The sequence below is a fragment of the Pseudonocardia sp. ICBG601 genome, assembly GCF_020496245.1.
Genome location: NZ_JAHLJA010000102.1, coordinates 1 through 14,778, shown reverse-complemented (window position 1 = coordinate 14,778; position 14,778 = coordinate 1). Strand labels below are relative to the sequence as shown.

Below are 14,778 nucleotides of genomic sequence, written 5' to 3'. Positions count from 1 at the left end.
TCGGCACCGCGAAGCTCGCCCCGCACGAGCGGCGCGGCGTCGTCCACCACCAGCTGGACGTCCTCGACGTCACCGAGACCGCCTCGGTCGCGGCCTACCAGCGGGGGCCCGCGCGGTCATCGAGGAGCTGCGCGCCGCCGGGCGCACCCCGGTGCTGGTCGGCGGCTCGGGGCTCTACGTGCAGGCCGTGCTCGACGAGCTGGAGTTCCCCGGCACCGACCCGGAGCTGCGCGCCGCGCTGGAGGCCGAGCTGGAACGTGACGGGTCCGGCGCGCTGCACGCGCCGCCTCGCCGCGGCCGACCCGGTCGCCGCCGAGCAGGTGCTGCCCTCGAACGGCGGCGGATCGTCCGCGCGCTGGAGGTGATCGCACTGACCGGCAGGCCGTTCCGCGCGACCCTGCCCGGCGCCGGCACCCCCCGCTACGACGCCGTGCTGCTCGGCGTGGACCGCGACGTCGCCGAGCTCGACGAGCGGGTCGCGCTGCGGGTGGACCGGATGCTCGACGACGGCCTGGTCGACGAGACCCCGCGCGCTGCTCCCCGCGCGGGCTCGCCCACGGCCGCACCGCGTCCCGCGCGCTGGGCTACCGGCAGGTGATCGAGGCCCTCGACCGCGACCCCGACCACCCCGACCTCGCCGTCGTCCGGGAGGAGACGGTCCGCGCGACCCGGCGGTTCGTGCGCCGCCAGCGCTCCTGGTTCCGCCGGGACCGGCCGCATCCACTGGCTCGACGGCGCCGACCCGGACCTGGTGGCCTCGGCGCGTGCGGTGCTCGCTCGTAGGCTGGTGGCATGACCGGCGGCATCGCGTTCAGCAAGGGGCACGGCACGCAGAACGACTTCGTGGTGCTGCCCGACCCGGACGCCGCGCTCGACCTCACCCCGGCCGGGTCGCCGCGGTGTGCGACCGCCGCCGCGGCCTCGGCGCGGACGGGGTGCTGCGGGTCGTGCGCTGGGCGAAGCTCGCCGGTGAGCCCGGCGTCGGGGAGCCCGTCGACGGCGTCGAGTGGTTCATGGACTACCGCAACGCCGACGGCTCGCTCGCCGAGATGTGCGGCAACGGCTTGCGTGTGTTCGCCCGCTACCTGCACGAGCGCGGCTGGGCCACGGGTGGCCCGGTCGGCACCCGCAACGGGTGCTCGACACCGCGTCGGGCCGGACGGGGTCTCGGTCGGGCTCGGGACGGTCGGCGTCGGCCCGGCGTCGGTCGCCACCAGCGGCGACGCGCGCTTCGACGGCATCGCCCTCGACGTCGGGAACCCGCACCTGGCCTGCGTCACCGCGGCCGACCCGGACACCCTCGACCTGACCCGCGCGCCCTCCTACGACCCGGCGCTGTTCCCGAACGGGGTGAACGTCGAGTTCCTGACCCCACTGGACGGCCCCGCCGACGGCGGCCGCATCCGGATGCGGGTGCACGAACGCGGTGTGGGGGAGACCCGCTCCTGCGGCACCGGGACCGTCGCGGCCGCCGTCGCCGCGCTGCGGCACGCCGGGCACACCGCCGGGGACGTGCAGGTCACCGTTCCGGGCGGGTTGCTGCGGGTGACGGTGGAGGCCGGCACCGACGAGCGGACCGGGCCCACGACGCTGCACGGCCCCGCGGTGCTGCTCGCGTCCGGCGAGCTGGACCGTGCGTGGTGGGACGCTCCCGCCTGAGCATCCGCGAATCGGGGCGGACACGAGCCCCGCGACGTGGGAGGATGGGGGCAAGATGACTGATGCCCACACGCACCCCTCCGTGACCCCCTCCACGTCGAACCCGGTTCCGACGGGTGGCGAGCTCGACCTGGAGGAGCGCACGTCGCTGCGCCGGATCCACGGGCTGTCCACCGAGCTCACCGACATCACCGAGGTCGAGTACCGCAAGCTCCAGCTGGAGCGGGTCGTGCTCGTCGGCGTCTGGACCGAGGGCACGGCCGAGCAGGCCGAGAACTCGATGACCGAGCTGGCCCGCCTCGCCGAGACCGCCGGTTCCGAGGTGATGGACGGCCTCGTCCAGCGCCGCTCCAGCCCGGACCCGGCCACGTTCATCGGCTCCGGCAAGGTCGAGGAGCTGCTCGGGACCGTCCGCGCCACCGGCGCCGACACCGTGATCTGCGACGGCGAGCTCTCGCCCGGCCAGCTCCGTCAGCTGGAGGAGCGGCTCAAGGTCAAGGTCATCGACCGGACCGCGCTGATCCTCGACATCTTCGCCCAGCACGCCCGTTCCCGGGACGGCAAGGCCCAGGTCGAGCTCGCGCAGCTGTCCTACCTGCTGCCGCGGCTGCGCGGCTGGGGTGAGGCGCTGTCCCGGCAGGTCGGTGGCCGCGCCGCGGGCGGTGTCGGTATCGGTGGCCGTGGCCCCGGTGAGACGAAGATCGAGCTGGACCGGCGCCGATCCGCGCGCGCATGTCGAAGCTGCGCCGCGAGATCGGTGCGATGCGCCAGGTCCGCGAGACCCAGCGCGGCAGCCGTCGCCGCAACGAGATCCCCTCGGTCGCGATCGTCGGCTACACCAACGCGGGCAAGTCGAGCCTGCTCAACCAGCTCACCGACGCCGGGGTGCTGGTGCAGGACGCGCTGTTCGCGACGCTGGACCCGACCACCCGCAAGGCGCAGACGCCCGACGGGCACGACTACACCCTCACCGACACCGTCGGGTTCGTGCGGCACCTGCCGCACCAGCTCGTCGAGGCGTTCCGCTCCACGCTGGAGGAGGCCGCCCGGGCCGACCTGCTGGTGCACGTCGTCGACGGGTCCGACCCGCTGCCCGACGACCAGATCGCCGCGGTCCGTCAGGTGCTCGTCGAGGTGGGGAGGCCGCGGGCGACACGATGCCCCCCGAGCTGCTCGTGATCAACAAGATCGACGCGGCCGGTGACCTCGCGCTGGCCCGGCTGCGGCACGCCCAGCCGGACGCCGTGTTCGTCTCGGCACACAGCGGCACCGGGATCGACCGCTCCGCGAGCACATCGCCGAGCGCCTGCCGCGCCCGGACTACGAGGTCGACCTCCTGCTGCCCTACACCGAGGGTGCGCTGGTCGCGCGGCTGCACGACGACGGCGAGATCCTCGCCGAGTCCCACACCGCCGACGGCACCCGGATCCGGGCGCGGGTGAAGCCGGAGCTGGGCACCGCGGTGCTGCCGTTCGCGGTGGCGGGCTCTGCCGTCCCGACCGGGACCGGCGCCGACCTGCCGGCGACGGCAGCGGGCCACTGAGTGGGCGACCGGGTGGGCGGCCGGGTGGCCACCGCGTCCGGGGGTCGTGGCCCGCCGCCTGACCATTGTCGTCTGCCTGAGCACTGTCCTCTGCCTGACCGGTGCGCTCACGGGTGCGGCCGCGCCGCCGCCCGGGGCGCACCCGGTCTGCACCGTCGACGACCCGCGGCTGGCGGAGCTGTCCGGGCTGGTCGCCGAGGGCCCGCCGGCGGAGCCCCGCAGCGGTACCACGCGATCGTCGACGGCGGGGGGACCGCGCGGACGTTCACCCTGGACCCGTCCGGCTGCGCGGTCACCGGAACCCGGCAGGCCGACGTCCCGGTCACCGACGTCGAGGACCTCGGGCTCGGGCCGGGCGGGGATCTCTGGCTCGCCGACACCGGTGACAACGGGGCACAGCGTGGCTCGGTCCGGCTCGTCGTGCTGCCCCCGGCCGGGCCGCCACGCGTGTACGACCTGGACTATCCGGACGGTCCGCGCGACGTCGAGGCGCTGCTGGTCGGCGACGACGGCGTGCCCTGCTGGTCGACAAGACCACCGGGGCCGCCGGGGTGTACCGACCCGACGCCGCTGCGCGACGGCGGGGGCCCGGTCCCGCTGCGCCGGGTGGCACAGGTCGTGCTGCCCTGGTCGGGCACCGGCGGCGGGCCGCTCGGGCCGCCGGTCCCGCACGATCACCGGCGGCGGGGTCTCACCGACCGGGCCGACGGCGGACGCGCCGCCGTGCTGCGGACCTACACCGACGCCTGGGTGTTCCCGCTGCCCGTCGGCGGACCGGCGACGGCCGGACGTGCTGGTCGCGGCGCTGGGCGGGGCACCACTGCCGGTGCCGTTGCCGGACGAGGCCCAGGGCGAGGCGATCGCCCCGGACGGCCGGGGTGCACTGCACTCCGGCAGCGAGGCCGCGGGGCCCGACCGCGGCGGCGATCACCGTCGTCCCGGGCGCGGTGCCCGCGGCGACCGCCCGCAGGCACCGGTCGTGGCCCAGCCCGCCGAGGTGGTGCGGAGTACCGCACGTATACCCGTCGTGGCTGCCCGCCGCGGGCGGGGGCCGCGGTGCTCGCGGTTGCTGCTGGTGACGGTTGCCCGTCGCGATGTCCCTGCACGGACGGCGCCGCCGGTCCAGCTGACCGCGGGAACCGGGCGCCGCCGAGGAGGTCAGAGGCGGCGCAGGACCGCCACGACGCGGCCGAGGATCGACGCGTCGTCACCCGGGATCGGGTCGTAGGCGTCGTTCGCCGGCATCAGCCAGATGTGCCCGTCCTTGCGGCGGAACGTCTTCACCGTCGCCTCGCCGTCGATCATCGCGGCCACGATCTCGCCCTGCTCGGCCACCGGCTGCTGACGCACGACGACCCAGTCGCCGTCGGTGATCGCGGCGTCGACCATCGAGTTCACCCTTGACGTTGAGCAGGAACAGCGTGCCCTCGCCGACGATCTCACGCGGCAGCGGGAACACGTCCTGCACGGCCTGCTCGGCCAGGATCGGGCCACCGGCGGCGATGTCGCCGATGAGCGGCACGAACGCCGGCGCCGGCCGCGCGGAACGCAGCTCGGCGGTGTCGGCGTCGGAGTCCGACCCGTCGGTGCCGGCGATCTGCTCCGGGCTGCGGACATCGACGCGCGGGTGCGGGTTCGGGTCGCGCCGGAGGAAGCCCTTGCGCTCCAGGGTCCGGAGCTGGTGTGTGCACCGACGAGGTGGACGTGAGGCCCACCGCGTCACCGATCTCGCGGACGCTGGGCGGGTAGCCGTACCGGTCCACCAGTCCCGGATGACGGCCAGGACCTTCTTCTGCCGCGGGGTCAGGCCGCGGGTGTCGGTCGCGGGGTCGGGGAACTCCCGGACCGTCGCGGATCCCCGGTCCGCGGCGGTGCCGGTCACGCCGGGACCACCGTGTCCGGTGTCGTCCGCTGCCATCGCATTCGCCTCCTCGGGGTACTTACGGCGACGACCCTAGCCGTCGCGGGCCCGTTCGCAAACATGCGTTCGAAGTCGCCCGGGGCGTGTCGTGGATTCCGCCGGGCCGTGGTGGTAGAACATCGCACAGGCGTTCGATCGAACACCAGTTCGATCGTTCTGGTCCGATCGGATGCCGTCCGCGTCGCCGTCCGGCCGCGCGGGCGACCGGCAGCGGGAACGGCAGTGGGGGTGGCGATCGTGGACGCAGCGGTCATCGGGGCATGACGGTCATCGGACGGGCCGGTCGGCACCGCGGCCGGCGTGGTGCGGCCCGTACCGACGTCGGGTCCCGTGCGCCGCGTGGTGGCGGCGGTGGGTGTCCTGCTGGCCTCGGCGGCCGCGGTCGTCGCGCTCGGGGTGGTCGCCGACGTCGCCGCCCACGGCCCGGCCGTGCGCCGCGGTCGGCGCGCCACGCTGAGAGCGTCCCCGGCACGGGCGGTGACCTGCGGAGACGTGGTTGTTGTCGGTGTCGGGTGCTACACCGCTCGTACGCCCGTTCGACCGGGCTCGGGGAGGGCCGGTCGGGAGCGGGGGAGACGAGACCGCCCGGGGGACGGGCGGTCCGACGGCAGGAGGAACCATGCGAGAGCTCGACGAGCGGATCCGCGACCACGGCGCGGTCGGCTGCCTGACCGGGCCCCCGCGCCCGGCACCCCCACCTCGCGCGCCCGGCGCGCCGCCCGGGAGCGGGTGCGGGCCGCGGAGGGTGTGGCCGGTCCGGCCGGTGCCGGCTCGTCGGCCGTCGCGCGCGCCGCGCACCGGTGGGCCGCCCACGGTGCACGGGAGCGCGCACTGACCGAGTCGGTCGCACGGCACCCCGCCGCCCGTTCCCGGCGTGCCACCGGCGCCGGGGGTCTCGGCATCCGGTGTCCCGGCATCCGGTGTTCCGGCGCCTGGTGTCACGGCGCCCGGTGTTCCGACGTCCGGTCCGACGGCGCCCGGTCCGGCAGCTCACGGGCGTGCGGCCCGGACCACGGCACCGGCCGGTCGGTCCGGCGGTCCCGCGTGGCGTCACGGTGGTCGAAACGTCGCGGTCCGGACGCCCCGCTGCAACACCTCGGCGCCGGGCTCCACGGCGACCCTGGAGCGGCCCGCACGGGTCGCGGCGCCGTCCGGTCCGCGGTCGGTGGCCGTGCCGGCGCCGCGCACGGTCCGTCCGCTGGACCGGCGTTGCCTGGTCCCGGCCCGCCCCCGCCCGGCCCGCAGTCGGGTCCGCGGGCGCCTGGAGCGGTCCTGACGGGGTCGCGGTGCTGCTGTGCGCCACGACCGCGGTGGTGGCGCTCGGCCTGCTGGGCGACGCGGCGGCGGGCTGGAACGCCCCCGCGGCCGCCGTGCCGTCGGTCGGTGCCGTGCGCTGAGGAGTATCAGGGCCGCGGTGCGGTCCCGGTGGGCCGGGCCCGTGGCGCGGAGTGGTGCCGGCGTGTCCGGCCCGGGGTGTGCAGTGGTGCGGTGCCGACGTGTCGGGCTCCCGGGGCGGAGCCGGTCGGGCGTGCCGTGGGCGGTGCCGGCGCGGCGACCGTGGTCACGGCGGTGGCGGTGCGGTGACGGTGTGGAGCGATCCGGCGCCGTGTCGGCGTCGCATCGGGTGACGACATGCGCCGGGCCGGCACGCGGATGTCGGGCGGCGGTCGCCGGGATGTCGCCGGATCGTCGGCGGCGTGCCGCCGGGCGCGTCGCCAGGGCGTGTCCCGCATCGGTTGGCCGCCGGTCGCGGTCCCCGCGGCGCGACGGACGGCGCGCCGGGCGTGACGTTCCTCGGCGCCACCCAGCGCCGATATCCCCCTCCATGATCGTCGGCGACGAGCCGGTCGCGGAACGTGGTGTGCAAGGCTCGGATCCCGATCGGGCGAAGCTCGGCGCGGGGCGTGGGCCCCGGATGGCGGACCCTAGATGTAGGGGTTACATTGACGTTGTTCCGCCACTGGTTGGGGGATGGATTGCTGCGGAGAGTTTCCGGAACGTTACGGGAGAGGGTGTGAGCGTCCATGCGCTGCCCGTTCTGCCGGCACCCGGACTCCCGCGTGATCGACTCAATCACGGACGGCCGACGACGGGACCTGCACCCGTCGGCGCCGGTCCTGCACCTCGTGCGGACGACGGTTCACCACGGTCGAGGAGGCCGTGCTCGCCGTCGTCAAGCGCAGCGGGGTGACCGAGCCCTTCAGCCGACAGAAGGTCGTCAGCGGGGTTCGGCGGGCGGGTCAGGGCCGGCCGGTCGACGAGGACGACCTGCAGCAGCTCGCCCACCGGGTCGAGGAGACCGTGCGGGCACGCGGGGCGGCGGAGCTTCCCAGCCACGAGGTCGGACTGGCGATCCTCGGGCCGCTGCGTGAGCTCGACGAGGTCGCGTACCTGAGATTTGCGAGCGTCTATCGCTCCTTCTCCTCCATCGAGGACTTCGAGAAGGAGATCGCCGACCTGCGTTCGGCGGCTGCCGGGGAAGCAGCCGACGACGAGCCGGCCACAACCGGGACGGGGTGAGCCGCTCGGCGGCACGGGTCCGGCGCGCACCCCGCGAGGGGGCGACCGGTACCGGCCGTCGTCGCAGGTCGTACCGGAGGGGAAGACCGTCCGCGCACCCCAGCGCGCGGGGGTGGTACACGGTGACAAGTGCGGAGGCATGCATGACCGAGACCGTCGGGGGCCCGACGACAGACACCGGTGAGAGCGCGGCTACCAAGCCGGCGCGCAGCCGCGGGAAGACCGGCGCCAAGCGCGCGCCCGGCCTGACCGTCCAGCGTGTCTTCACCACCGAAGGGGTCCACCCCTACGAGGAGGTGGAGTGGGAGCGCCGCGACGTCGTCATGACCAACTGGCGCGACGGCACGGTCAACTTCGAGCAGCGCGGCGTCGAGTTCCCGCGCAGCTGGTCGGTCAACGCCACCAACATCGTCACCAGCAAGTACTTCCGCGGCGCGGTGGGCTCGGACACCCGTGAGTCGAGCCTGAAGCAGCTCGTCGAGCGGGTCGTCGGCACCTACAAGCGGGCCGGTCTCGAGCACGGCTACTTCGCCACCGAGGGCGACGCCGAGATCTTCGACCACGAGCTGACCTGGATGCTGATCCACCAGGTGTTCAGCTTCAACTCGCCGGTGTGGTTCAACGTCGGCACCGCCAGCCCGCAGCAGGTCAGCGCCTGCTTCATCCTCTCGGTCGACGACACCATGGAGTCGATCCTGAACTGGTACCGCGAGGAGGGCCTGATCTTCAAGGGCGGCTCCGGCGCCGGCCTGAACCTCTCGCGCATCCGGTCGTCGAAGGAGCTGCTGTCCTCGGGCGGCACCGCCTCGGGCCCGGTCTCGTTCATGCGCGGTGCCGACGCCTCCGCGGGCACCATCAAGTCCGGCGGCGCCACGCGGCGCGCGGCGAAGATGGTCGTCCTCGACGTCGACCACCCCGACATCGAGGAGTTCGTCGAGACCAAGGCCAAGGAGGAGGCCAAGGTCCGCGTCCTGCGCGACGCCGGCTTCGACATGGACCTGGGCGGCTCCGACATCACCTCGGTGCAGTACCAGAACGCCAACAACTCCGTCCGCGTCACCGACGAGTTCATGCGCGCGGTCGAGGAGGGCACCGACTTCGGTCTGCGTGCCCGGATGACCGGTGAGGTCATCGAGCGCGTCGACGCCCGCAAGCTCTTCCGCGGCATCGCCGAGGCGGCCTGGAACTGCGCCGACCCGGGCATCCAGTACGACGGCACGATCAACGACTGGCACACCACCCCGGAGTCCGGCCGCATCAGCGCGTCGAACCCGTGCTCGGAGTACATGCACCTGGACAACTCCAGCTGCAACCTGGCGTCGCTGAACCTGCTGAAGTTCCTCGACTCCGGCGACCGGTTCGACGCCGAGACCTTCGCCAAGGCCGTCGAGCTGATCATCACCGCGATGGACATCTCGATCTGCTTCGCGGACTTCCCGACCGAGCCGATCGCCGACACCACCCGCAAGTTCCGGCAGCTGGGCATCGGCTACGCCAACCTCGGCGCGCTGCTCATGGCGACCGGCCACGCGTACGACTCCGAGGGTGGCCGCGCGCTCGCCGGGTCCATCACCTCGCTGATGACCGGTGCCGCGTACAAGCGCTCCGCCGAGCTCGCCGGTGTCGTCGGCCCGTACGAGGGCTACGCCCGCAACGCCGAGGCCCACCAGCGGGTCATCCGCAAGCACGCCGCGGAGAACGACCGCATCCGCACCTTCGCCTCCAGCACCCCGGTGCAGAAGCTCGCCACCCAGGTCTGGAAGCAGTGCCAGGACATCGGTGAGGTCAACGGCTGGCGCAACGCGCAGGCGTCGGTGCTGGCCCCGACCGGCACGATCGGCCTGATGATGGACTGCGACACGACCGGCATCGAGCCGGACCTGGCGCTGGTCAAGTTCAAGAAGCTGGTCGGCGGCGGCTCCATGCAGATCGTCAACCAGTCGGTGCGCCGGGCCCTGGACAACCTCGGCTACCAGGCCGAGCAGGCCGAGGCGATCGTCGAGTACGTCGCCGAGCACGGCCACGTCGTCGACGCCCCGGGCATGAAGCCCGAGCACTACGAGGTGTTCGACTGTGCCATGGGCGACCGGACGATCGCCCCGATGGGCCACGTCCGCATGATGGCCGCCGCGCAGCCGTTCCTGTCCGGCGCCATCTCCAAGACGGTCAACATGCCCGAGCGGGCGACCGTCGAGGACGTCGAGCGGATCTACCTCGAGGGGTGGCGCCTCGGCCTCAAGGCCCTGGCGATCTACCGCGACAACTGCAAGGTCGGCCAGCCGCTGTCCGCGGGCAAGGGCGGCGACAAGAAGGCCGGCGGTGACACCGCGGAGGCCGAGAAGGTCACGGTCGTCGAGCAGCGGCCGGTCCGCAAGCGGCTGCCCAAGAAGCGGCCCAGCGAGACCGTGTCGTTCACCGTCGGCGGCGCCGAGGGCTACCTCACCGCCGGCAGCTACCCCGACGACGGCCTCGGCGAGATCTTCGTCAAGCTCGGCAAGCAGGGCTCGACCCTGGCCGGTGTGATGGACGCCTTCTCGATGTCGATCTCGGTGGGTCTGCAGTACGGCATCCCGCTGGAGTTCTACGTCTCGAAGTTCTCCAACCTGCGCTTCGAGCCGGCCGGGATGACCGATGACCCGGACGTGCGGATCGCGACCTCGGTGCTGGACTACCTGTTCCGCCGCCTGGCGCTGGACCACCTGCCGTACGAGAAGCGCGCCCAGCTGGGCATCTTCTCCTCCGACGAGCGGTCCGCCCAGGTCGAGAACGACTACGGCACCGGCGAGAAGCTCGACATCGAGGAGTTCCGTTCCTCGGTGCCGACGATCGAGGAGCGCAAGGAGGCCGGTGCCGAGCCCGCGCCGGTCGAGGTCGGCAGCTCCACCGAGCTGCTCGAGCTGCGGCTGGGCAAGGCCGCCGACGCCCCGCTGTGCATGACCTGCGGGACGAAGATGCGCCCCGCCGGGTCCTGCTACCTCTGCGAGGGTTGCGGCTCCACCAGCGGCTGCAGCTGAGCGACACCGCACCACACCGGGGCGGCTCCGACATCGGGGCCGCCCCGGCGCGCGTGGCGGTGCAGGATCGTCGGTGCAGGGATCGTCGGTGCAGGGATCGGAGACCGGGTGACCGAGGACCGCACCGCGGAGGTGGCCGGGCGCCTGCGCGTCGACGCGCGGGTGCTCGCCGTGCTCGTCGCCGCCCCGTGGCGCGTCGCGGACGGCCACGACACCGCGCCCGTCGCCGAGCGGCCGGGGGAGCGCGGCACCGTCTACGTGGGCGTCCCGTCCCCGGCGGAGCTGCGTGAGCTCGACCTGCCGACCGACGGGCTGCGGCACTTCGGGCTCACCCCGGCCGACCTGCGACGCGGCGGCTGGACCGATGCGGACCTGCGTTCGGCGGGGCTCCTCCCACCCGGCGCGGAGCCGGACCCGGTGGCCTGGTTCGTCGCGGGGGAGCCGCCGCAGCTGATGCTCGGGTTCGACCCGTCGGGGCCGGTGCTGCTCGCCCGACCGGAGCCCCGCTGGGACGGCCACCTCCCGGTGCTCGACCCGGCCGACGCCGTCGAGGTGCCGGTCCTGCCCGGCTGCGACGACCCGGACGGCGACGCCGGGCTCGCCGTCCGCCAGGTGCGTGACGGGCTGCTGCGCCGGGCCCGGCGCCGGCTCACCCACTGCGTGATCTGCCTGCGCCCGGTGCACCGGGCCGCGACGGTGCACGGCGCCTGCCACGGCTGCGCCGGCAGCTGGCTCGGCGTCGTCCTCTGACGCCGGCCCGGGTCAGGTCGCCGACACCGGACCCGGCCGCGCCCCGGCACCGGCGGGCGGGGGAGGGCAGCGCAGCAGCTGACGCCACTGCTCGGGGCTCCACCGTGCCGGGTCGGTGGAGTCGAGGAACTCCTCCAGCACCCCCACGAACCGTGCCGGGTCGCTGTGGTGCGGGAAGTGCCCGGCGTCGTCGAACACCTCCAGCCGGCTGCCCGGCATCGCCGCGTGCGCGGTGTGGGCGTGCGCGAGCGGCACCACCGCGTCCGGGCGCCCCACACCAGCATCGTCGGCATCCCGCGGGTCAGGTAGCAGCGGTCCAGCATGGTCACGACCTGCCCGCGCCAGTCGACGACGGCCCGCAGCGTCCGGATGAACGCCGCCCGCGACGTCGCGTCGGGCAGCGCGTCGACCAGCCGGAGCAGGTCGGCGGCGTCACGACCGAGGTCGGCGCCGACCAGCCGCAGCGCGTCGAGGGCCCACCCGATCTGCCACCGCAACGGCGGCAGCTGCGAGGCAGCCAGCACCGCCTGCGCACCGGGCAGGCTGACCGCGCGCAGCAGCGGCGTCACGTCCGGGCCCGCCCCGCCGGTGCCGACCAGCACGAGGCGCTCGGTCCGGTCGGGGTACTGGTAGGCGAACTGCATCGCGACGCCACCGCCCAGCGAGTGCCCCACCAGCGTCGCGCGCGGGACACCGAGGACGCCGAGGAGGTCCCGCACGCCGTTGGCGTAGGCGGCGACCGAGTAGTCCGCGCGCGGCTTGTCCGAGTGCCCGTGCCCCAGCAGGTCGGGGGCGATCACCAGGTGCCGCCGGGCCAGCGCGGGGAACACCGCCTCCCACGTCGCCGAGCTGTCCCCGATGCCGTGCACGAGCACCACCGCCGGCCCGGACCCGGCCACCCGGAACGCCCGCCGGTAGCCGTGCACGGTGCGGAACCGCAGCTCCGAGTCCCGCGGCGGCACGACGCCGAGCCGGTCGCCGACCGGTGCCGGGCGCGAGGTGGGGGCCGCCATCGGACGACGGTAGGACCGCCGCGTTACCCCGGTGTTGCCGTCGGCGAACGGCGCCACGGCACCTAGGGTCGGCGGCGTGAGCAAGCGCTACCGGGTCGTCCCGGCGTCCTACGTCCTGCTGCTGCGCGGCACCGGTGAGCGCACCGAGGTGCTGCTCCAGCTGCGTGCCGGCACCGGGTTCATGGACGGTCACTGGGCCGCCGCCGCGGCCGGGCACGTCGAGGCCGGCGAGGACGCGGTCGCAGCCGCGGTGCGCGAGGCCCGGGAGGAGCTCGGCGTCACCGTCGACCCCGCCGACCTGGTCCCGCTCACGGCCGTGCACCGCACCGGGCGCACCGGGGACCCGGTCGACGAACGCGTCGACTTCTTCTTCACCTGCCGTCGCTGGACCGGCGAGCCACGCCGCGCCGAGGACGGGAAGACCGCGGGCCTGGACTGGTTCGCGCTCGCCGACCTGCCCGCCGAGACGGTCCCGCACGAACGCGCGGTGCTCGACGCCCTGCGCGACGGCGACGTGGCCGCGGTCCGCAGCCACGGCTTCCGGTAGCGCCCTACTCCGGGTCGACGAGCTGGATCTCGACGGTGACGTCCGGGCTGTCGCTGTCGTCGGGGTCGATCGCCCAGTGCAGCACCCAGTCGACCTCGTAGTCGTCGCGCCGCCGGCCGGGTGGGGCGAAGTTGACCCACTCCCCGGCCCGGGGGAGCGTCTGGAACAGCCGGACGAAGTCGGGCTGCTGCCCGATCCTCACCCGCGCGGTGATCGGTGTCTGCGACGACGGGGAGCCCACGGCCCGAGATGCTGCCCGACCGGCGCCCCGCGCGCCACGCCCCGTCCGCACGCGGTTCAGGGCCGGACGGCGCCCAGGAACCAGCGGTCCACCGAGAACGGCTCGTCGCCGCAGGACGCGACGCCCGACGCCCACGCGTCGACCTCGGCCCGGGTGAGCCCGCACCGGCCCGGCGCGGCCTCGGCGACCATCTCCCGCAGCGCGGCGCCGTAGCCGGTGGAGGCCGGCCCGCGCATCGGCATCCGTCGCGTCCACTCCCCGTCGAACCCGGCGCGCTGCAGCAGCGGGCCCAGCTCGTAGGGCAGCCGCGACCGCGGCACCGTGCTGCACCACGCGTCGCGGATGCGGCGGTGCCGGTCCTGTCCCGGCCCGGGCCAGTGCAGCGAGGTCCAGTCCGTGTCCAGCACGAGCAGCCGCCCACCCGGGCGCAGGACCCGGTACAGCTCGGTGACGGCGGCCGGAAGGTCGTCGACGAACTCCAGGACCTGCAGGCAGGCCACGGCGTCGTCCGGACCGCCGGGCAGCGAACCCGGACCGGCCAGCGCGCGCTGGGTGACGACGGCACGGGTGCCGCACCGACGTCGTGCCAGCGTCACCATCACCGGGTCCGGGTCGACCCCCGTGGCACCCGGGCCGACGGCCCTGGCGACGTCGTCGAGCAGCTGCCCCGGTCCGGTCCCGACGACCAGGATCTGCTCGCCGGCCCGCGGGCCCAGCAGCTCCAGGGTCCGTTCCCGTTCGGTCCGGGCCTCGGGGGTGTCGTAGGTGTCCGCGACCCTCGGTGCGCTCGCGGCGTCGACCGGCAGCATTCCGGCTCCCTGTCTCAACCGCCGGTGTAGCGCGCCGACTCGATCAGCGCCTCCACCGACTCCGGTGGCACTCGGAACGAGCGCCCGAACCGCACCGCGGGGAGCTCCCCGGAGTGCACCAGCCGGTACACCGTCATCCGGGAGACCCGCATCCGGTCCGCCACCTCTGCCACGGTGAGGAACGGCGCGTCCTGCCCGGACCGTTGCTCCGGGATCCCCGCCGCCATGCTGCGTCCCTCCTTCGCCGACCCGCCCCCAGGCCGACCTCTGATCACCGAACGCAGGGACGGTAGCGCGGATCGGGCCACCCTCCCGGTGCGATCGTGTACCACCCTCGGGTGGACTGTCCGGAAAACGTCGACTGTCGGTGTCCAGCCCGACACGTGGGGTGATGATGTGCCCCGCAGGAGGGTGCGGCGCCCCCGGATCCGGTCATCTATCGTCGGGCGGTGACCGCCGCTTCCACCCCGTGACCGATGACGCCCGGACGGCGACTGGCCGCGCCGGGCGTGTTCCGCAGCGCCCCGGGGGTGTACCGGATCCCGCTGCCGCTGCCCCAGGACGGGCTGCGGGCGGTGAACGTCTACGCACTCGCCGACGACACGGCTGGACCCTGATCGACTCCGGATGGCGATCGACGAGGCCCGCGACCTGCTGGGCCAAGGCGCTGGCGGCGCTGGGCTCGGTTTCGGCGACGTCCGCCGCTTCCTGGTCACCACGCCCACCGCGACCACTACACGCTGGCCTCGGTGCTGCGCCGC

At 74.4% G+C, this 14,778-nt stretch carries 11 protein-coding genes and 7 pseudogenes; 10 read left to right on the top strand and 8 right to left on the bottom strand.

The genetic code is table 11. The features are described from left to right. The 5 genes and pseudogenes from KPL57_RS67280 to hflX all read left to right on the top strand — a co-directional run. Positions 1–56, top strand: a pseudogene (locus KPL57_RS67280) (hypothetical protein); the annotation flags it as partial. 95 nt (positions 57–151) lie between these two features. Beyond that, positions 152–598, top strand: a complete 447-nt coding sequence (locus KPL57_RS67275) for a tRNA dimethylallyltransferase (protein WP_308253008.1) — start codon at positions 152–154, stop codon at positions 596–598. Next, the gene (locus KPL57_RS67270) at positions 595–783 is read left to right on the top strand and encodes a hypothetical protein (protein WP_308253007.1); all 189 of its coding nucleotides are present in this window, start codon (positions 595–597) and stop codon (positions 781–783) included. Before KPL57_RS67275 ends, KPL57_RS67270 begins: the two co-directional genes overlap by 4 nt. A 9-nt stretch (positions 784–792) precedes the next feature. Continuing rightward, positions 793–1,659, top strand: a pseudogene (gene dapF / locus KPL57_RS25880) (diaminopimelate epimerase). 55 nt (positions 1,660–1,714) lie between these two features. Continuing rightward, positions 1,715–3,202 (top strand): annotated as a pseudogene (gene hflX / locus KPL57_RS25875) (GTPase HflX). Positions 3,203–4,360: 1,158 nt separating this feature from the next. On the opposite strand, the pseudogene lexA reads toward hflX, so the two are convergent. The 3 genes and pseudogenes from lexA to KPL57_RS72715 form a co-directional block, all read right to left on the bottom strand. Then, positions 4,361–4,739 (bottom strand): annotated as a pseudogene (gene lexA, locus KPL57_RS72725) (transcriptional repressor LexA); the annotation flags it as partial. Further along, positions 4,642–4,965, bottom strand: coding sequence for a hypothetical protein (locus KPL57_RS72720; protein WP_374203787.1), 324 nt, complete (start codon positions 4,963–4,965; stop codon positions 4,642–4,644). The gene KPL57_RS72720 and the pseudogene lexA, both read right to left, overlap by 98 nt. Continuing rightward, positions 4,896–5,120 (bottom strand): annotated as a pseudogene (locus tag KPL57_RS72715) (hypothetical protein); the annotation flags it as partial. The pseudogene KPL57_RS72715 and the gene KPL57_RS72720, both read right to left, overlap by 70 nt. Positions 5,121–7,147: 2,027 nt before the next feature. On the opposite strand from KPL57_RS72715, the pseudogene nrdR reads away from it, so the two are divergent. The 3 genes and pseudogenes from nrdR to KPL57_RS25845 all read left to right on the top strand — a co-directional run bounded on the left by nrdR (position 7,148) and on the right by KPL57_RS25845 (position 11,407). Then, positions 7,148–7,643: pseudogene (gene nrdR / locus KPL57_RS25855) on the top strand (transcriptional regulator NrdR). Between the two features lie 143 nt (positions 7,644–7,786). Beyond that, positions 7,787–10,657 carry a vitamin B12-dependent ribonucleotide reductase gene (locus KPL57_RS25850; protein WP_226353509.1) on the top strand — a complete coding sequence of 957 codons (2,871 nt, stop codon included), beginning with the start codon at positions 7,787–7,789 and terminating at the stop codon, positions 10,655–10,657. A gap of 108 nt (positions 10,658–10,765) precedes the next feature. Further along, entirely contained in the window at positions 10,766–11,407 is a 642-nt protein-coding gene (locus tag KPL57_RS25845) for a hypothetical protein (RefSeq protein WP_226353508.1), read from the top strand. 12 nt (positions 11,408–11,419) lie between these two features. Here the strand turns inward: KPL57_RS25845 and KPL57_RS72710 are convergent, their stop codons facing one another. Then, entirely contained in the window at positions 11,420–11,683 is a 264-nt protein-coding gene (locus KPL57_RS72710) for an alpha/beta fold hydrolase (protein ID WP_374203788.1), read from the bottom strand. A gap of 56 nt (positions 11,684–11,739) precedes the next feature. After that, positions 11,740–12,420 (bottom strand): annotated as a pseudogene (locus tag KPL57_RS25840) (alpha/beta fold hydrolase); the annotation flags it as partial. Between the two features lie 76 nt (positions 12,421–12,496). On the opposite strand from KPL57_RS25840, the gene KPL57_RS25835 reads away from it, so the two are divergent. Continuing rightward, positions 12,497–12,967, top strand: coding sequence for an NUDIX domain-containing protein (locus tag KPL57_RS25835; protein WP_226353507.1), 471 nt, complete (start codon positions 12,497–12,499; stop codon positions 12,965–12,967). 4 nt (positions 12,968–12,971) lie between these two features. Here the strand turns inward: KPL57_RS25835 and KPL57_RS25830 are convergent, their stop codons facing one another. The 3 genes from KPL57_RS25830 to KPL57_RS25820 all read right to left on the bottom strand — a co-directional run bounded on the left by KPL57_RS25830 (position 12,972) and on the right by KPL57_RS25820 (position 14,244). Further along, the gene (locus KPL57_RS25830) at positions 12,972–13,169 is read right to left on the bottom strand and encodes a hypothetical protein (RefSeq protein WP_145981270.1); all 198 of its coding nucleotides are present in this window, start codon (positions 13,167–13,169) and stop codon (positions 12,972–12,974) included. A 95-nt stretch (positions 13,170–13,264) separates the two neighbouring features. After that, positions 13,265–14,017: a methyltransferase domain-containing protein gene (locus KPL57_RS25825; protein ID WP_226353506.1), complete on the bottom strand. Its 753-nt coding sequence runs from the start codon at positions 14,015–14,017 to the stop codon at positions 13,265–13,267. A gap of 14 nt (positions 14,018–14,031) precedes the next feature. Further along, positions 14,032–14,244 (bottom strand): helix-turn-helix domain-containing protein, encoded by a 213-nt coding sequence (locus KPL57_RS25820; protein ID WP_020623051.1) that lies wholly within the window; start codon positions 14,242–14,244, stop codon positions 14,032–14,034. A 249-nt stretch (positions 14,245–14,493) separates the two neighbouring features. Here KPL57_RS25820 and KPL57_RS70235 point away from each other — a divergent pair, with 249 nt between their 5' ends. After that, positions 14,494–14,634, top strand: a complete 141-nt coding sequence (locus KPL57_RS70235; protein ID WP_308253006.1) for a hypothetical protein — start codon at positions 14,494–14,496, stop codon at positions 14,632–14,634. Positions 14,635–14,778: the final 144 nt, after the last annotated feature.

Coding starts and splice junctions, on each gene's coding strand:
- KPL57_RS25820 (WP_020623051.1), bottom strand. CDS start 14,244: ATGGCGGCGGGGATCCCGGAGCAACGGTCCGGGCAGGACGCGCCGTTC.
- KPL57_RS25850 (WP_226353509.1), top strand. CDS start 7,787: ATGACCGAGACCGTCGGGGGCCCGACGACAGACACCGGTGAGAGCGCG.
- KPL57_RS25825 (WP_226353506.1), bottom strand. CDS start 14,017: ATGCTGCCGGTCGACGCCGCGAGCGCACCGAGGGTCGCGGACACCTAC.
- KPL57_RS70235 (WP_308253006.1), top strand. CDS start 14,494: ATGACGCCCGGACGGCGACTGGCCGCGCCGGGCGTGTTCCGCAGCGCC.